The 18,710-nt window shown below is 63.9% G+C and carries 14 protein-coding genes; 12 read left to right on the plus strand and 2 right to left on the minus strand.

Features of this window, described 5'->3' with window-relative positions; genetic code table 11:
- The first annotated feature begins 9 nt into the window (after positions 1–9).
- The 3 genes from EDF69_RS03195 to EDF69_RS03205 all read left to right on the plus strand — a co-directional run bounded on the left by EDF69_RS03195 (position 10) and on the right by EDF69_RS03205 (position 3,725).
- Entirely contained in the window at positions 10–891 is an 882-nt protein-coding gene (locus EDF69_RS03195; protein ID WP_119081732.1) for a class I SAM-dependent methyltransferase, read from the plus strand.
- Positions 891–1,448 (plus strand): DsrE family protein, encoded by a 558-nt coding sequence (locus EDF69_RS03200; RefSeq protein ID WP_132883912.1) that lies wholly within the window; start codon positions 891–893, stop codon positions 1,446–1,448. The genes EDF69_RS03195 and EDF69_RS03200 overlap by 1 nt, the downstream gene beginning before the upstream one ends.
- A gap of 69 nt (positions 1,449–1,517) precedes the next feature.
- The gene (locus EDF69_RS03205; protein ID WP_165890044.1) at positions 1,518–3,725 is read left to right on the plus strand and encodes a protein-disulfide reductase DsbD family protein; all 2,208 of its coding nucleotides are present in this window, start codon (positions 1,518–1,520) and stop codon (positions 3,723–3,725) included.
- Between the two features lie 64 nt (positions 3,726–3,789).
- Here EDF69_RS03205 and EDF69_RS03210 read toward each other — a convergent pair whose 3' ends face one another.
- On the minus strand, positions 3,790–4,350 hold the full coding sequence (locus tag EDF69_RS03210; RefSeq protein ID WP_004213255.1) for a recombinase family protein: 561 nt from the start codon (positions 4,348–4,350) through the stop codon (positions 3,790–3,792).
- Between the two features lie 170 nt (positions 4,351–4,520).
- Entirely contained in the window at positions 4,521–4,943 is a 423-nt protein-coding gene (locus EDF69_RS03215) for a MerR family transcriptional regulator (protein WP_014072603.1), read from the minus strand.
- A gap of 76 nt (positions 4,944–5,019) precedes the next feature.
- Between EDF69_RS03215 and EDF69_RS03220 the strand changes: the two genes are divergently transcribed.
- From EDF69_RS03220 to EDF69_RS03260, 9 genes are all read left to right on the plus strand, one after another.
- Positions 5,020–5,415, plus strand: coding sequence for a mercuric transporter MerT family protein (locus EDF69_RS03220; RefSeq protein WP_014072602.1), 396 nt, complete (start codon positions 5,020–5,022; stop codon positions 5,413–5,415).
- Positions 5,416–5,427: 12 nt separating this feature from the next.
- The gene (locus EDF69_RS03225) at positions 5,428–5,757 is read left to right on the plus strand and encodes a heavy-metal-associated domain-containing protein (RefSeq protein WP_004213249.1); all 330 of its coding nucleotides are present in this window, start codon (positions 5,428–5,430) and stop codon (positions 5,755–5,757) included.
- 79 nt (positions 5,758–5,836) lie between these two features.
- Positions 5,837–7,213 (plus strand): mercury(II) reductase, encoded by a 1,377-nt coding sequence (gene merA, locus EDF69_RS03230; protein ID WP_021222959.1) that lies wholly within the window; start codon positions 5,837–5,839, stop codon positions 7,211–7,213.
- 91 nt (positions 7,214–7,304) lie between these two features.
- Positions 7,305–10,274, plus strand: coding sequence for a Tn3 family transposase (locus tag EDF69_RS03235; RefSeq protein ID WP_014072601.1), 2,970 nt, complete (start codon positions 7,305–7,307; stop codon positions 10,272–10,274).
- 80 nt (positions 10,275–10,354) lie between these two features.
- A complete protein-coding gene (lnt, locus tag EDF69_RS03240) occupies positions 10,355–11,830 on the plus strand; it encodes an apolipoprotein N-acyltransferase (RefSeq protein WP_425336665.1) in 1,476 nt (491 codons plus the stop codon).
- A gap of 319 nt (positions 11,831–12,149) precedes the next feature.
- A complete protein-coding gene (locus tag EDF69_RS03245) occupies positions 12,150–15,332 on the plus strand; it encodes an efflux RND transporter permease subunit (RefSeq protein ID WP_119081740.1) in 3,183 nt (1,060 codons plus the stop codon).
- A 91-nt stretch (positions 15,333–15,423) separates the two neighbouring features.
- Positions 15,424–16,488, plus strand: a complete 1,065-nt coding sequence (locus EDF69_RS03250; protein ID WP_231725692.1) for an efflux RND transporter periplasmic adaptor subunit — start codon at positions 15,424–15,426, stop codon at positions 16,486–16,488.
- Positions 16,415–17,878, plus strand: coding sequence for an efflux transporter outer membrane subunit (locus EDF69_RS03255; RefSeq protein WP_231958864.1), 1,464 nt, complete (start codon positions 16,415–16,417; stop codon positions 17,876–17,878). Before EDF69_RS03250 ends, EDF69_RS03255 begins: the two co-directional genes overlap by 74 nt.
- The gene (locus tag EDF69_RS03260) at positions 17,875–18,534 is read left to right on the plus strand and encodes a DsbA family protein (protein ID WP_119081744.1); all 660 of its coding nucleotides are present in this window, start codon (positions 17,875–17,877) and stop codon (positions 18,532–18,534) included. The genes EDF69_RS03255 and EDF69_RS03260 overlap by 4 nt, the downstream gene beginning before the upstream one ends.
- Positions 18,535–18,710 lie beyond the last annotated feature (176 nt).

Below are 18,710 nucleotides of genomic sequence, written 5' to 3' on the forward strand. Positions count from 1 at the left end.
GAGAGCGATATGAAGGACGACTTGACAAGCGCATCTGACGACGGCGCATTGACCGCCTCGGATTGGGCCGGCGCCTCGGGCGAACGCTGGCTGGCCAATCTCGATAGTCTGGAGCGGATGATCGAGCCGATAGGGACCGCGCTGCTTTCCCATGCCGGCTACAGGCAAGGCGAGAGCGTCGTCGATATTGGCTGCGGCGGCGGATGGACAACGCGGCAGATCGCCAGGGCGGTCGGCCCGGAGGGCGGGGTCGTAGGGGTCGATATCTCGCCGGTTCTCATCGGAGCGGCGCGCGAGCGCGCGCGGGACGAGGAAATCGCGAACATCGCCTTTGAGGTCGCCGACGCCGCGAGCGTTATGCCGGCCGGGGCGCCATTCGACCGGCTGTTCTCTCGCTTCGGCTCGATGTTCTTCGCCGTTCCCTATGCCGCTTTCGCCAATCTGCGCCGCATGCTGGTGAACGGCGGCCGGCTCGATATCGCCGTCTGGGCGCCGCCGGGCGAGAACCCCTGGTTCACCGCCATGATGAGCGTGCTCGCGCGGCACGTCGAGCTTCCGCCGCCAGTGCCGCGCGCGCCCGGCCCCTTTGCGCTTGGCGAAACCGACTATGTGCGCGACCTGCTGGGCAATGCCGGCTTCGATGAGCCCGATATCATCGCGTGGGAAGGAACCCAATATATCGGCGGGCGGGGGAACGGGGCGGAGGAAGCCGCGTCCTTCACGCTGGAGTCCCTGCATATCGGCGATCTCATCAAGAATCTCGATCCTTCCGGACAGGCGGCCGTCCGGGACGATCTGATCCGCATGTTCGCAGGGCGGGAAACGCCCGAGGGCGTCGGCTTGCCGTCGAAAGCCCTGTTCGTCACAGCCTATGCCGGGAGGACGGCGTGATGACCCGGCGCGAGACGAGGATCGCCCTGGTCGCCGCCGCGCTGGCGGCCGCCGGGACGACGAGCGCCAGCGCGCAATCGGCGCCGGACCCCCGCCATCCGGTGATCGCCGGGTTCGGGACCATCACGCCGATGCCGGGAACGGCCGGCCAACCCGACCCCTCTCTTGCTTACAGGGTCGTGTTCGACGTGACGGAAGGAGCAGAAAAGCCGGACCAATCCAATCCCGGCCTCGATAAGGTTGCGCGGTTCGTGAACTTGCTTGGTTCCGCCGGCATCCGCACGGAGCGCGGAGACTTGGTAGCGGTGGTGCATGGGCCGGCAACCATGTCCGTCCTGGGCGACGCGGCCTATCGAGCGCGCTACGGGCATGACAATCCGAATACGCCGTTGATCGCGGCCCTGGCGGAGGCGGGCGTGGACATCCGCGTTTGTGGCCAGGCACTGGCGCGGCAGGGCATCGAGCGGCAGTCGGTATCGCGGCAAGTGACCGTCGATCTTTCCGCGATGACCACGCTAGCGACGTTGCAGCTCAAGGGATGGTCGCTGATCCGTTGAGGAATGGGCGCCTGCTGCATCGCGGGCGTCGCTGCTAAGCCAGCCTTAAGCTGCGCGGCCGATGGCGCCATGATGCACGGCTCCATGAACATCGTCGGCCCGGCGCCGGCCACGCCCACGTTGTCGCTCGGATCGCTCAAGGCCCTCGCGCTCGGGGTGATTCTGGCGATCCTGCTCATTGCTGTCCCATCGACGGCCGCGCAAGGCAGCCAGCATATCGACGCATCCATTCATGCCTCGACCGAGACGCCCAGGCCGGGGGCGACGAGTCGCATCGCCATCCGCATGACGCCCGAGTCCGGCTGGCACGGATACTGGATCAATCCGGGCGATTCCGGCCTGCCGGTGGAGGCGGTATGGCGCGCACCCCAAGGCGTGCGGATCGGGGAGCTGCAACACCCCGCACCGACTCTGCTCGAACTGGCCGGGCTTGCCAGCTACGTCCATAAGGGCGCCTTCACCCTGCTCGCCGATCTCGACGTGCCGCCATCGATCCCACGAGGGACGCGGCTTCCGATCGAAGTCGATCTCAACTGGCTCGCTTGCTCGGACACGCTGTGCGTGCCCGAGCGCGCCACGCTCCGGCTCGACCTTGCTACAGGCGACGGCGCGGCAGGCAGCAGTCGCGCGCTGGTTTCCGCCGCCGAGGCCGCATTGCCGCGTCCGGGCGCGGCGCGCATCGCGATCGCGCGGCAGGGGGCGAACTGGACTTTCGACGTGACTGGCGCGCAAGGACTCGATCCATCCAGCGCGCGCCTCTTTCCGGGTGACGCGGGATGGTTCGATGCCGCCACGCCTCAACGCGCGACGAGAGGGCAAGGCGGCGCGATCCAGATCACCGTTCCGGCGTCGGGCTCCGCGCCGCCCGGCGACTTTTCCGGCGTCGTGACCGATGGGCGCAGAAGCTTTGTCCTGGGCGGTTCACCGACACCTGCACCGGCCTCGGCGAGTGGTCCAGTCGCCGAGGCCGAAGAAGCGCCTGCGCCCATTCCCGGTCCGACGGCGAAGGTCGAGACGATCGATCCATTGATCGACACCGCGTCGTCCACGCCTTCACAAGAACCCGGCAACGGCTCGCCGCTGCGGTTCGCGCTGATCGGCGCGATCCTTGGCGGCCTTTTGCTCAACCTGATGCCGTGCGTGTTCCCGATCCTCTCGCTGAAAGCGCTCAGTCTGGCCAAGTCGGGGATCGATCGACGCACGGCCAAGGTGGAGGGTGTCGCCTACTTCGCGGGCAGCGTCGCCACGACCACGCTTCTGGGTGCGATCCTGATCGGCGCGCGGGCGCTGGGCCACGACATCGGCTGGTCGTTCCAGTTACAGGACCCCCGCATCATCTTGGTTCTGATGCTGCTGTCGCTCGCCATCGCTCTCAACCTTGCGGGCCTGTTTGAAATCCGCGGCATTTCGCTCGCCGGTGGGCGGTTGGCACAGCCGGGCTGGAGCGGCGCGTTCGGCACCGGCGCGCTCGCGGCAATCATCGCCACCCCTTGCAGCGGGCCGTTCCTGGGCGTTGCGCTCGGCGCCGCGCTCGTGCTGCCGGCACCCGCCACGCTGGCGGTTTTCGCCGGGCTTGGCATCGGCATGGCGCTGCCCTTCCTGGCGATCGCCTTCGTTCCCGCCTTGCAGCGCATTTTGCCCCGACCTGGAAAATGGATGGAAACGTTTCGCCGCGTGCTGGCCATTCCCATGCTGCTCACCGCGATCGGCCTCGCCTGGGTGCTTGGCCGTCAGAGCGGCGTGGACGGCATGGGCTTCGGCCTCCTGCTCGCGGGCCTCGCGGGCATCGGGCTATGGTGGACGGGCCAGCGTCAGGCAGGCGGCCGCACGGCGGGGCCGGCGCTGATCCCGGTGTTGGCGTCGGTTCTTGTCGTCTTCGCCATCCAGATGTCCGTTCCCTCGACCGCCGGCAGTCAGGCCGCCGCCACGGTTTCGGCGGGCCGGGCGGAACCGTTCAGCGAAGCACGGCTGGCCGAACTGCGAACGGCGGGAACGCCGGTATTCGTCGACATGACCGCCGATTGGTGCCTGATCTGCCAAGTCAACAAGCGCGTCGCCATCGACCGTGATGACACCCAAGCCGCCTTCGCCCAGGCCGGCGTCGTCACCCTGGTCGGCGACTGGACGCGCGGCGATCCCGCCATCACGCGCTTCCTGGCCTCGCGGGGCCGAAACTCCGTTCCCTATTATCTGTTCGTCACGCGCGGCGGCAAGGAGCGCGAGCTGCCGCAGATACTGTCAAGCGGGCTGCTGGTCGAACAGGCGTCGACCTCGTGATCGGCGTCACCTCAAGCTTTGTACGCTGAACAACGATTTTCCGGACATAATGTGAACATTGGTGTCAGGCAGCGGCGCGAAGGTACTGGTAGAGGGTTTCGCGGCTGATGCCCATGTCGCGCGCGATGGTCGCCTTGCGTTCACCGGCGGCAACGCGGCGGTGCAGATCGGCAATCATCTCATCCGAGAGCGACCGTTTCCGCCCCCGATAGGCGCCGCGCTGCCGAGCGATCGCAATGCCTTCGCGTTGCCGTTCGCGGATCAGGGCGCGCTCGAACTCAGCAAACGCACCCATGACCGAGAGCATCAGATTGGCCATCGGGGAGTCCTCCCCCGAGAAGGACAGGCTTTCCTTCTCAAACTCGATCCGGATACCTCGCTTGGTGAGGCCCTGGACCAGCTTGCGCAGGTCATCCAGATTGCGGGCCAACCGATCCATGCTGTGGACGACGACGGTATCGCCTTCGCGGGCGAAAGTGAGCAGAGCCTCAAGCTGGGGGCGGTTGACGTCCTTGCCCGATGCCTTGTCGGTGAAGGTCCGATCGAGCGACTGACCTTCCAATTGGCGATCCACATTCTGATCGAACGTGCTGACCCGGACATAGCCGATCCGTTGCCCCTTCACTGCGCACTCTCTCCATCAAAATGTCAGGTTGAAATCTATGATACGCAACGACATTCGTCAACAAATTCCGTTTAGTACCCTAATCTGACAGAAACCGCGGTAGCGCCCTGACGTCCGGTTAGGCTATACTCCAAGCTGACATCACAAAATCAAATCCCTCAAAGATGGCGTCAATTGCCTTGATGGGGTAAAAACTGGAGTGCTTCCAGGATGGGACATTCGGCAACGTCATCTCCAGTGCATCTGGCTAACGTGGTCGCCAGCGTCACCTCTATCTTCTGCAAATCTGCAATGCGGCGGCGGACATCTTCAAGGTGGAGTTCGGTTCTCGCCATAACCTCCGCGCAGGTTTGTGCACCGGTATCGGTGAGCGACAACAATGACCGTATCTCATCCATTGCATAGCCAAGGTCGCGCGCGCGCAGGATGAACTGCAACCTTTGCACCAGTTCCGGCGAATAGACGCGGTAGCCGTTGGAACTGCGAGGCGGCCCCGGCAGCAATCCCACCTTCTCGTAATAGCGGATGGTTTCGAGATTGCAGCCTGTTTTCCGGGCAAGCTGGGCACGCAAGATGCCGACCTGTTGCTCCATGAAAATACCTCTTGAGTCTGTAGTGGCTACAGAGCCTACACTGCGAATCACTCAGTTGGAACAAGGGATTCAAGCCATGGTCTCAACGCCGGAAGCGGGACAGCCAGCCCTCACCGAAAACCACGAGCCGAAGCAGGCAAACTGGGTTGCGGCGGGCGCATTGATCGGCGCGGGGCTCGCCTCGGCTTGCTGCGTCGTCCCGCTACTGTTGGTTATGCTCGGAATTTCCGGCGCGTGGATCGCCAACCTGACGGCGCTCGAACCTTACAAGCCCTATGTCGCAGGCGTAACGCTCGCGCTGCTCGGCTACGGCTTCTGGCATGTCTATTTCAAGCCGAAACCGCCCTGTGAAGACGGTTCCTACTGCGCTCGTCCACAATCGGCTTGGACCACCAAGGCGGTGCTGTGGCTGGGCCTTGCCGTCGCCATCCTGGCGCTCACCATCGACTGGTGGGCACCCTGGTTCTATTGAAAGGAAATACCCATGAAAAAGACAGTATGTATCGCTATGGCCGTGCTGGCTATGGCTGGCGGCGGGGTCGCCTATGCAGTTAGTGGCACGGCGCAAGATCGCCCCGCGGCTACCGCAACCGCTCAGAAGCAAACCACCTTTGCCATAGAGAACATGACCTGCGCCACCTGCCCGATCACCGTGAAGAAGGCGATGGAAGGCGTCGCCGGGGTAACGGCGGTCACGGTCGATTTCGCAGCCAAGACCGCGCGCGCAACCTATAACCCGCGCCGCACCAATGCTGCTGCGATTGCCGCTGCATCAACCAACGCGGGTTATCCGGCGCGCGCTATTCAAAACTGAGCGGGGCGCCGCCAGCGCCTCAAGAAAGCGATAAGCAATGAACGACTGTTGCAACCGCCCCGGGCAGGAAGGATTTGACGTGGCCGTCATCGGCGCGGGTTCTGCCGGGTTCTCCGCCGCGATCGCCGCTGCCGATCTGGGCGCGAAAGTGGCGCTCGTCGGTCACGGCACGATTGGCGGCACCTGTGTCAATGTTGGCTGCGTTCCTTCCAAGACGCTGATCCGCGCCGCCGAAGCGGTGCATGGTGGGCTTGCCGCCGCGCGCTTTCCCGGCCTTGGGGGCGCTGTCCAGATGGATGACTGGTCCGTATTGGCGGCGTCGAAGGACGATCTTGTCACGACGCTGCGCCAAAAAAAATATGTCGATCTGCTGCCCGCCTATGACGGTGTGAGCTATATCGAGGGCAAGGCACGCTTTGCCGATGGTGCGCTGATTGTCGGCGATGCGCCCATGAAGGTCGGCAAGGTCATATTGGCGATGGGTGCGCACGCCGCCGTGCCGCCGATTCCGGGGATGGACAGCGTGCCCTACCTAACCAGCACATCGGCGCTGGCGCTGGATCGCTTGCCCAAATCGCTGCTGGTGATCGGTGGCGGGGTGATCGGGGTAGAACTGGGACAGATGTTTTCGCGTCTGGGCGTTGATGTCACCATCTGCTGCCGAAGCCGCCTGCTCCCCGAAATGGACCCGGAAGTGAGTGCCGCGCTGAAAAACTATTTGGAAGCCGAGGGCGTGCGGGTTTGCGCAGGTGTCGGCTATCAGCGTATCGCCCAAACACAGAGCGGGGTCGAATTGACCTGCGAGGGGCATTGTGACACCGTCGCGGCGGAACAGGTGCTCATCGCCACCGGACGCCGACCCAATAGCGACGGGCTTGGGCTGGAGGAGCGCGGCATAGTGCTTGCCCGTAATGGTGGAATCGTCGTCGATGACCACCTCGAAACGTCGGTTCCAGGCATTTACGCGGCGGGCGATGTAACGGGACGGGACCAGTTCGTCTACATGGCCGCCTATGGCGCAAAACTGGCCGCGCGCAACGCGGTGACGGGCAACCAATACCGCTACGACAATTCCTCCATGCCATCCGTCGTCTTCACCGACCCGCAAGTCGCCAGCGCCGGCCTCACTGAAACGACAGCACGGGCGCAAGGCCTGGACATCAAGGTTTCGCTGCTCCCGCTCGATGCTGTGCCAAGGGCACTGGCAGCACGCGATACGCGGGGTCTCATCAAACTGATTGCCGACAAGGCGAACGACCGTTTGCTGGGCGGCCAGATCATGGCACCCGAAGGCGCGGATTCGATCCAGACACTGGTGCTGGCGATCAAACACGGCATGACCACCCTGGAATTGGGTGCAACGATATTTCCTTACCTGACCACTGTGGAAGGCCTCAAACTGGCGGCCCAAACGTTTGATAAGGATGTCGCCAAACTGTCTTGCTGCGCCGGGTGATTGCTCGGGGATCAACCGGCAACGAATGGCCTCCCTCCAGTGCAAGCCGCTTTGGTGTCAATTTTGTTATTCGCCTCAGCGGGAGAGCAAAATGGCACGACGCCGACTTCTGACCGGAGACGAGCGCCGGCGCCTGTTCGATCCTCCTGTCCAAGAAACCGCGATCATTGGGCATTATACCCTTTCTGCGGAAGATGTTGAATTGGTTGGGCGCCGCTATGGTCCAGCAAATCGCCTCGGTCTGGCTGCACAAATCGCTTTGATGCGACATCCCGGCTTTGGTCTGCAACCCGAGATCGGGCTTCCCGACGTCATTCTTCAGTACCTCGCGGCACAGTTATTCGTCGATCCTTCCTCCTTCTCTGCATATGGTCAGCGCGCGCAAACCCGTACCGATCATGCCGATCTCGTGGCGCGTTATCTTGGCATACGCCCGTTTCGACGCGGCGACCTGGCACTTGCCCTGAATCTTGCCGCGCAAGCCGCCGAGTATACAGACAGAGGTGAACCGATTGTTCGCGCCCTCATGGTTGGCCTGAAGGGTGAGCGGTTCATTCTTCCGTCAGGCGACACACTGGAACGCGCCGGTCTTGCTGGCCGGGCACGCGCACGCAAAGCTGCCGCAGCCGCAATCGTCGAAGGCCTCAGCTCTGCTGAACTGACACGGCTAGACGAACTCGTAATCAACAACCCGGATTTCGGCATGACACCGCTGGCGTGGTTGCGTAATTTCGAAGAAGCCCCGACTGCGGCCAATATCAATGGCTTGCTTGAGCGCCTGCGCTATGTTCGCGGCATAGGTATCCACCCGGTAGTTGGGGGCGCCATTCCGGAATTCCGCTTTGCCCAATTTGTCCGCGAGGGCGGCGTGGCACCGGCATTCCTGCTTTCGGATTACAGCGTCAATCGCAGGCGGGCGACGTTGACGGCCGCAGTGATCGACCTTGAGGCCAGACTTGCCGATGCCGCGATCCAAATGTTTGACCGACTTATCGGCGGCATGTTCACGCGCGCGCGGCGTGGGCGCGAGCGTCGCTACCAAGATAGTATTCAGTCGGTGGGGCAACTCATGCGGCTGTTTGGCGCCACGATTACAGCACTTGATGAGGCTGTCCAGAATGGCGGCGATCCGCTCGAATTGATTGACGAAGCGGTGGGCTGGCACCGGCTTGTTGCGGCAAAGGCCCAAGTAGATGCCCTTGCTGATCTTGCCGGCGAGGACGCACTGGTAACGGCAACCGAGCGTTACGCCACGCTACGGCGTTTCAGCCCGGCATTTCTGGACGCCTTCACCTTCAAGGCGTCTGGAACAGGGACGGCACTGATCAAAGCCATCGATGTCATTCGCGATGCGAACACACGAAAGTCGCGCGACCTTCCCGATGGCGTTCCACTGCCATTCCCCAATCGGCAGTGGAAGCGTCTCATCACCGAAAGCGGCCGTATCGACCGCCGACGTTATGAAATTGCGATCATGGCAACCTTGCGTGATCGTTTGCGCGCCGGTGATGTATGGATCGAGGGAACCCGCAACTATCAGCGCTTCGATGCCTATTTGCTGGGTCGGCGCGACGCCGCCAAAGTGGCGGATGTGCTTCCGTTCGATTCAAATGCTGCATCCTACCTCGCTGACCGGGCACGAAATCTTGACTGGCGGCTGCGCCGATTTGCCAAGCAGTTGAAAACAAACAAGCTTGAGGGAGTGTCGCTCGAACGAGACCGGCTCAAGCTTCAGCAAATGCCGCCTGTCACCCCACCGGAAGCTGAAGCCCTCGATCGCAAGCTCGATACCCTGCTTCCCCGCGTGCGCATCACCGAGCTGCTGCTTGAAGTCGCCGAACGCACTGGTTTTTTGAACGCATTCCGTGACCTGCGCTCAGGCAAGGAGCACGACAACCCCAGCACGGTACTCGCCGCAATTCTGGCTGATGGCACCAACCTCGGGCTGGAGCGGATGGCCAATGCCAGCGAAGGCGTCAGCTATGCCCAACTCGCATGGACCCACAACTGGTATCTTTCACCCGAGAACTATCAGGCCGCGCTGGCCATGATCATCTCAGCCCATCACGAATTACCCTTCGCGCGGCATTGGGGCGCTGGCACCAGTTCGTCGTCCGATGGCCAGTTCTTCCGGTCGGGGCGGAGCCGTTCAGGGGCGGCGGACGTCAATGCCAAATATGGCGCCGAACCTGGCGTGAAAATCTATTCTCACCTTTCCGATCACTTCGCATCATTCGGATCACGGATCATGTCCGCGACGGCAGGTGAAGCGCCTTACGTGCTCGACGGGCTTGTCCTGGGCGCCGGCAACCTTCCGTTGCATGAGCACTATACCGATACCGGCGGCGCCACCGATCATGTTTTCGCACTCTGCCACCTACTCGGGTTCCGCTTCGCGCCACGGCTGCGCGATATTGGCGACCGCAAGCTGGGTTCGATCGCTGCGCCATCGACATACAAGGGCATCGAAAATCTGATGGGCCGCACCATCAAAACGGCAGCGATCGAGGCCGATTGGGATGACATCGTCAGGATTGTCGCCTCAATCAAGGATGGCACGGTGGCGCCGTCAGTAATCTTGCGAAAACTTGCCGCCTACAAACGCCAGAACAGGCTGGATTTTGCATTGGCTGAACTGGGCCGTATCGAGCGCACTTTGTTCACGCTCGATTGGCTTGAACAACCGGAACTGCGACGTGCCTGTCAGGCCGGTCTCAACAAAGGCGAGGCGAGGCACACGCTTGCCGCCGCCATCTATACCAACCGGCAGGGTCGGTTCACCGATCGCTCGCTGGAAAATCAGGAATTTCGCGCATCTGGGCTGAACCTGCTGATTGCGGCGATTTCCTACTGGAACACGGTCTATCTCGACCGGGCCGCCCAGCACCTCAACGCTGTCGGCACGACGTTCGATGCGGCACTGCTTGCGCACCTTTCTCCGATGGGCTGGGCGCACATCAGTCTGACCGGCGATTACCTCTGGGAGCAGGCCAGGCGACTTCCAGCAGGTGAATTCCACCCACTCAACGAGCCAATGGCGCGGTTGAAGCGTGTAGCGTAGCCCATGTTCCGCTTATGTCCGAGAAATCGTTGTCTGGCGAACAAACCTTGAGGTGACGCCTGATCCGCATCCGAGCGGCGATCTTCGCCCTCGGCGCGATCTCGGCACTCGGCTTTGAACCCTGGTCGCTCTGGCCGGTTACGCTGGTGAGCCTGACTCTGCTGCTCCGCCACGCGGGCGGCGCGCGATCGTGGCGGCAGGCGGCAGGCGCCGGATGGTGGTTCGGCCTTGGCCTGGGCTGCGCCAGCCTGACCTGGCTGGCGCATGCCTTCACCTTTCAGGCAGCGATGCCTCAATGGCTTGGATGGCCCGCGGTGGCGTTGCTGGCGGCCTACACCGCCGGCTATTGGGCGCTGTCGCTCGGCGCGGCTTCTGCTGTCTCGCGAACCAGCGGACCGGCCGGCTTCGCCCTTGCCAGCGCCGCCACCTTCATCCTGGCCGAATGGCTACGCGGCGTCCTGTTAACCGGCTTCCCGTGGAATCCGCTGGGCGTCATCTGGCTACCGCTCGGTGAGATGGCTCGAAGCGCGGCGGTGATCGGCGCGCTCGGGCTATCGGGCGTGACCATAGCGATCGCGAGGCTGCTCGCGGCCATCACGCGGCGCGATGGTGTGACTGCGATGCTTCTGGCGCCCGCGGTAGTCGTCCTCACGCTCGCATTGGCTGGTCCCCGATCCGCACCCGACACGGATGTGCCAATCCGTCTCGTGCAGGGGAATATCGATCAGGCCGACAAATGGCGGCCGGGTCAAGCGATGGCGCAGGTCGAACGCTATCGCAGCCTCAGCGGTCCGCCTGGAACGACAGCAACACCGCGGCTCGTATTCTGGCCGGAAGCGGCGATCATCGAGCCGCTCGATGCCGATCCCGTGCTGCGATCGCGAGCGGCATCGGTTCTGGGTCCTCGAGACCTGCTGTTCACCGGCGCGACCGGCGAAGCTGGAGACGGCCGCTATACCAACAGTGTCTTCGTCCTCGACGCCGCCGGACGCCTTCTCGGCCGTTACGACAAGGCGCAGCTCGTGCCCTTCGGCGAATATCTGCCGTTCGCAGGGTTGCTGGAGCGGCTCGGTGCCGCCCGACTAGTGCCGGGCGAGGCGGACTTCGTTCCAGGACCTGGCCCGCAAACGCTCGATATCGACGGCCTCAGGCTGGGCATATCCATCTGCTACGAGATCGTATTCCCATCAACCGTGATTGATCGATCGCACCGGCCGGCGTTCCTTTTCAATCCGTCCAACGACGCCTGGTTCGGCAAGGGGGGTCCCGAACAGCATCTCGCCCAGGCGCGCATGCGTGCGATCGAGCAAGGATTGCCGGTCATTCGCGCCACATCGACGGGCCGCACGGCTGTCATTCGCGCTGATGGCACTATCGCGGCCAGCCTGCCGGCGCATGAAGCCGCGCGGCTCGATACCGTCCTGCCAGCGTCCAACCCGGCCACCATTTTCAGCCGTTGGGGTTCGGTCCCGCAGATGGGCGCGGCCATCGTCATGCTCGCCACGCTGCTTCTCCGGCGTCAGCAGCACGGCCGAGCGAGTCGTCGTCGCCTGTGACGACGCCTGAATCGCGTTCGCCCAGGCCGGCATCCTTATCGTGTTTGCCGATCCCGTCGAGTTTGAGTGGCGTCTGGGTGGTCGAACGTATGCTGCGCGGATCGAACGGCTTCGATCAGGTGCTGGCGGGACTTCGCAAAACCCTGTCTGCGCCACAGCGCAGCCGGGCTGAGGATGGCGCGCCTTGGCGAACAAGTGGCGGATATTTTTTCGCGGTGCAGCATCTCATAAGCCAGCCTTAAGCTGAGCCGTCTTTTCCCGATCTCGCGGGAGGACGAACGATGCTCACCAATTCACCTCTGTTTGGGAACCAAGCCCGATGATGGCGCTCGTGCGCGTCGCTCTGACGCGACCGCTGACCTTCATCGTCATGGCCGTGCTCATTTTCGGCCTGGGAATCCTGTCCGTTCTTCGGATGCCGGTCGATATCTTCCCGCGCATCGGGGTGCCGGTGATCGCGACCGCATGGACATATAATGGGCTGTCCCCCGAGGACATGGCCGGGAGGATCATCAATCCTTTTGAACGCGTGCTGACCACGACCGTCAACGACATCGACCGGATTGAAAGCCAGTCGATGAACGGCGTCGGCGTCGTGCGAATCTACTTTCAGCCCGGCGCGGATATCCGCACCGCGACCGCGCAGGTGACGTCGATCTCGCAGACGGTTTTGCGTCAGCTCCCGCCGGGCATCACGCCGCCCCTGATCGTGAACTACGACGCATCGACCGTGCCGATCGTGCAGCTCGCACTATCGGGCGAAGGACTGAGCGAACAGCAGCTCTACGATCTCGGCGTCAACCAGATCCGCCCGCAACTCATCACCGTTCCCGGCGTCGCCATGCCTTTCCCATTCGGCGGGAAGCAGCGCCAGATTCAGATCGACATCGATCCCGAGGCGCTGCGGGCTCGCGGCTTGTCCGCTGGCGACGTCGCGGCCGCGATTGCCGCGCAAACCCAGATCGCCCCGGCCGGTTTCGCCAAGGTCGGCGGTCTGCAATATACCGTCAGGCTCAACAACGCGCCGGGCTCGGTCGAACAGTTGAACAATCTGCCGGTTCGCGTGGTGGACGGCGCAACCATCACCATGCGCGACATCGCTCAAGTCCGCGACGGCGCCCCGCCGCAAATGAACATCGTCCAAGTCGAAGGTCAGCGCTCGGTCCTGATGACCGTCCTGAAAAGCGGCGCGGCTTCGACCATCGATATCGTCGATACGGTTCGCGGCCGTATCCCCCAGATACTCGAAGGTCTTCCCGAAACCCTGCGGGTCCAGCTTATCGGCGACCAGTCGGTTCTCGTGAAGGCCGCCGTCTCCACCGTGGCCCACGAGGGCATCCTGGCAGCGGTGCTGACGTCGTTGATGATCCTCCTGTTCCTGGGATCGTGGCGATCGACGATCATCATCGTGACCACGATTCCCCTGGCCATCCTCGCCGCATTGCTGGCTCTCGGCGCGACAGGCCAAACGATCAACATCATGACGCTGAGCGGGCTGGCCCTGGCCATCGGCATATTGGTCGACGACGCGATGGTCACGATCGAGAACATCAACTGGCATCTGGAGAAAGGAAAGCCGGTGCTGCGCTCGATCATGGACGGCGCCGCGCAGATCGTGACGCCGGCCTTCGTGATCGTGACCTGCATCTGTATCGTGTTCGTGCCGATGTTCTTCCTGCCGGGCGTCGCGGGCTATCTGTTCGTGCCGCTGGCGCTGGCGGTCATCTTCTCCATGATCGCCTCGTTCATCCTGTCTCGCACGCTCATTCCGACGATGGCGATGTATCTGTTGCGTCCGCACCGGGAAGGCGAGGAGGCGGAGCGGGCTCGCTCGCGCAATCCGCTTGTCCGGTTCCAGCACCGATTTTCGGCGGGCTTCGACCGGCAGAAGGACCGCTTCGAGCAAATGCTGGCCCGCGTAATGTCCGCGCGCCGCATCTTCATCCCGGCCTTCCTCGGCGCGATGGTGGCGTCGCTGCTGCTGATTCCCACGCTTGGCCGCGATTTCTTTCCCACGGTCGATTCGGGTCAAATCACCCTGCATGTGCGTGCGCCGGCAGGCACGCGTATCGAGGACAGCACGGCGCTGATATCGCGGGTGCAGGCGCGCGTGCGTGAATTGATTCCCGCCGAGCAGGTCGAATCGATGGTCGCCAATGTCGGCCTGTCTTCCGCGCCGCTCAACATCATCTACAACAATTCCGGCACGGTGGGTCCGAACGAAGGGGACATCCTTATCTCGCTCGGCCGGGATCGCACCGCGACCGGCGCGCATGTGGCGACCTTGCGGCGCGAACTGCCCTTGAGCTTTCCGGGTGTCGACTTCTCCTTTCTGCCCGCCGATATCACCAGCCAGATTCTCAATTTCGGCTCGCCTGCGCCGATCGACATCCAGGTGCGCGGCCGCAATCTCGCGGCCAACGAGACTTACGCGCAGGAGCTTCTTAAGCGCATCCGCGCTGTCCCCGGCCTGGCTGACGCCCGCATCCAGCAGTCCTCGCGCGCGCCGCAGCTCAACATTGACATCGATCGTTCGCGGATCGCGCAATATGGCCTCAACCAGCGGGACGTCACCACCAGCGTCGCAACGGCCCTGGCGGGCACGCAGCAGTCAGCACCCGTCTATTGGCTCAATCCCGAGAACGGAATCTCCTATCCCGTCGTGGCGCAGGTTCCCGAGCTGGACGTCAGCACCATCTCCGCCTTGGAAGCGCTGCCGGTTTCACCGACAGGCGCGAGCGAAGCGCAAACGCTTGGCGGCTTGGGCGCAATCACCCGCGATACGACCGTCAACGTGGCGAGCCGGTGGAACATCCAGCCCGTCGTCAACATCTATGCTACGCCTCAGGCGCGCGATCTGGGTGCCGTGGCCGGCGACATCCAGCGTATCATCGCAGAGATGGACGCCGAGCGTCCGGCAGGCGTGACCGTCACGCTCGCTGGGCAATATGAGACGATGAACCACGCCTTCTCCGGGCTCGCGTTCGGGCTCATCGGCGCAATCATCCTCATCTACCTCGTGATCGTCGTGAACTTCCAGAGTTGGATCGACCCGCTGGTCATCATCGGCGCTCTACCGGCCGCCTTCGCGGGCATCGTCTGGATGCTGTTCGTCACGGGGACGACCATCTCCGTGCCCGCCCTGACCGGCGCGATCATGTGCATGGGCGTCGCGACGGCGAACTCGATCCTCGTCGTCAGCTTTGCGCGAGAACGACTGGCCGAGACCGGCGACGCGACCCGTGCCGCAATCGAAGCGGCGGTGGTCCGCTTCCGCCCCGTGCTGATGACCGCGCTTGCGATCATCATCGGCATGACCCCCATAGCGCTCGGCATCGGCGAAGGCGCCGAGCAGAACGCCCCGCTCGGCCGCGCCGTCATCGGTGGCCTGTTCTTCGCGACGGTGGCGACGCTGCTGCTCGTGCCCGCCCTGTTCAGCATCGCCCATCGCAAGGGCGCACCGTCCTCACCTGCAAGGGAGCTTGAACTCCAGCATGTCTGATCCAACCCCAAGGAAACGAACCGGCCTTTACCTCGGCGCGGCCGGTCTCGTAATCGCCGCTCTCGTTGGCGGGGGCCTCGCCTCTCGTAGCATGGCCGAACGCGAACAGGCCGCCATCGCGGCGGAGAACGCGCTGCCGACCGTCAGCGTGATCCAGCCCCGCGCCTCCGAGGCGGGAGAGATCGTTCTGCCAGGCAGCCTCGACCCATATAATCGCGCGGCGATCAATGCCCGCGTGAGCGGCTATGTGCGTGAATGGCGCGCGGATATCGGCGACCGGGTGCGGCGCGGACAAACGCTCGCCATTCTCGATGCGCCGGAGATCGACCAACAGCTCGCGCAGGCCCAGGCGACCTATCAGACCGCGGCCGCCGATCGCGGGTTGGCCGAGACGACAGCGGCGCGCTGGAACAACCTGCTCGAAAAGGATGCTGTGTCCCGGCAGGAAGCCGATGAGCGCCAAGGGCAGTTCGCCGCTGCCGATGCGCGCGCGCGTGCCGCTCGGGCGGATGTCGGCCGGCTGAGGGCGCTGACCGGATTCACGCGGCTGACAGCTCCCTTTGATGGCGTCGTCACCAGCCGTTCGGCCCAGCTCGGCGCCCTGGTGCAGACGGGCGCACCGGGAGCGGAACCGTTGTTCACCGTCGCCGACGTCAGCCGTCTGCGCCTCTATGTGCGCGTGCCGCAGGCCCTGTCCGGACGGCTGGCGCGCGGCATGCGAGCGACATTCACCGTGCCTGAAAGACCGGGAGAGGTGTTCGAGGCCACCTTGTCCCGTCTCGCCGATGCGGTGGACCGCCAGTCCGGCGCCATGCTGGTCGAGTTTCTGGTCGACAACAGCGATCGGCGCCTCAGGCCCGGCGGCTACGCGGAGGTGCGGGTGTCCATGCCCGGCGGCGCTGGAACGTTCCAGGTGCCGGCAAGCGCCCTCATTCTCGGTTCCGACGGCGCGCGCGTCGCCGTGGTCGATGGTCAGGGCCAGGTCGCGCTTCGCGAGGTCGCGGTGGGTCGCGACCAGGGAGCGACCATCGAAATTCTGTCAGGGTTGCGCCCAACCGACCGTATCGTCCAGACGCCGCCCGATGCGCTGGCAACCGGCGACAGGGTTCGCGTCGTCCCCGCACGGCAACCGGCGGCTCCGAATGCGCAGCGCTAGGATCGTCCTCGTCGCCGCTTTCGGCCTCGGCGGTTGCGCCACCCTGCCGCCGATGCAGACGCCGGCGATCGAGACCCCCGCGAGTTTTCGCCATATGGACGGATGGACGACGGCCACGCCCGGCGATCATCTCGATCGCGGTGAATGGTGGCGCGGTTTCGCGGACCCGGTGCTCGATGAACTGATCGCGCGGGTGGATGAACGGACCCCGACGCTCGCCGCTGCGCTTGCGCGTTACGACCGGGCGCTGGCAGCGGCTCGGCTCGACCGATCCGACCAGTTGCCCAACGTGGACCTGGCAGGCAGCGCCTCGCGCGAACGGCTTTCAGCCGGGCGTCCCATCGGACCTGGCGAGCCCATAATCGCGAACCAGATTATCTTCGGTGTCGGCCTCGACTATGAGCTGGACCTGTGGGGCCGGGTCCGTAACAGCGTGCGCGCGAGCACGGCGGACGCCCAAGCGCAGGAGGCCGCATTGCGTTCGGCGCGGCTCAGCCTTCAAGCATCGGTTGCCGACCTGTATGTTCGACTTCGCGCCGTCGATGCGGAGCAGATGCTGCTGACCCGCACCGTGGCCGCCTATGCGCGCGCCGATGAACTGATACGCACGCGCCACGAAGGCGGCATTGCCTCAGGAGTGGACCGAAGCCGATCGATGGCCCAACTCGCCGATGCCCGCGCGCGCTCTGAAGCGTTACGGGCGCAGCGCGCGGCGATCGAGCACCGGATTGCCGCACTGGTGGGTGAGAGCGCGTCCAGTTTCGCCATAGCCCCCGCGCAACAGAACTTGGCGCTACCTGACCTGCCGCCGTCCTTGCCGTCCGAACTGCTTCAGCGTCGTCCCGACATCGCCGAGGCGCAGCGACGCCTGGTCGCCGCCAATGCGAGGATCGGCGTCGCTCGGGCCGCCTTTTATCCGCGCATAAGCCTCGGCCTCGGGGCGGGCTATCAGGCCGTCGAGGCACCGATCATCAGCGCGGATACCGGCTTCTGGGCGCTTGGGCCGATCAGCACGATCTTCAATCTGTTCGATGGTGGCGGACGCCGAGCGCGTCTCGCCATCAGCCGGGCGAACTATGAAGAACTCGCGGCGGACTATCGCCAGACCGTGCTGGACGCCTTTCAGGAGGTGGAGGATGGCCTGTCCCGCATGGATGCCCTGGCCGGTCAGAATCGCGAGCAGCGCATCGCCGCCGAAGCGGCGGCCCGCGCGGAGAATCTTGCGCTCGAACGGTATCGTGATGGCGCGGCGGACTATCTGGAAGTGACGACCGCGCAAACGGCTGCACTCGCCGCACAGCGCGCCAGCATCACGGTCGACTATGATCGCGCCCGAACGGCGATAGCCTTGATCCGTGCCCTGGGAGGTGCAACCCCAGACGATACATGACAGAAAAGCGCCGCCTTTCACGACGAGAGCTGCTGCAAATCGGCGGCGTGGTCGCCATCGGTTATGGTGTCAGCGTTGTTCTGAGCGCCACCGCACCCCTCGGAATCGATGTCTCGACAAACGCTATCGCTCAGGGTCTCGTGCTTGATCCCGGTGGCCCCATCGAAGGCCCTGAACACGCGGATCTGCGCGTCGTGGTATTTACCGACTATCAATGCCCGGCCTGTCGCCGGGCGGCGCCGGAACTCGATGGCGCGATGCGTGACGACGGCCGCACCCAGGTAGCCTACAAGGACTGGCCGATCTTCGGCGACGTGTCCGAGCAGGCGGCGCAGGTGGCGCTAGCAAGCGAACCTCAAGGACTCTACTTCAAAATTCATCATGCGCTCATGCGCGAGCATCGGGCGCTCACAGAGCCGGTGCTGCGTGCGATTGTCGAGCGCGAGGGCGGCGATTGGACTCGCCTCGCTAGCGACCTTCAAGCAGGGCAGACCAGAATCCAGACCGCCTTGGCGCGAACCGCTACCCAAGCCTTCGCTCTTGGCATCTCTGGCACGCCCGCATTTCTGATCGGGCCATTGCTGGTGAAGGGCGCGCTAAGCCGTTCCGAGTTTGCAAAGGCGTTTTCGGATGCCAGAGCCAAACTCTCCCGCTGATACAAGGCTCCTAGCAGAGCGGAGTAAATGTCCGCGATAACGGGATCGCTGGCTACCTCGTCATGCCGTCCTTTCCCGTTCTGTGGTTCACCAGCGTCCCCATTGAGAGGCAATCCTTCCGCGCGGCGCATAAATGTTCCAGCCGAGGGCTCCGGCTAGACCGGCCACGCCGATCC

Origin of the sequence: Sphingomonas sp. JUb134, assembly GCF_004341505.2 — a bacterium.
Lineage (GTDB): Bacteria > Pseudomonadota > Alphaproteobacteria > Sphingomonadales > Sphingomonadaceae > Sphingomonas.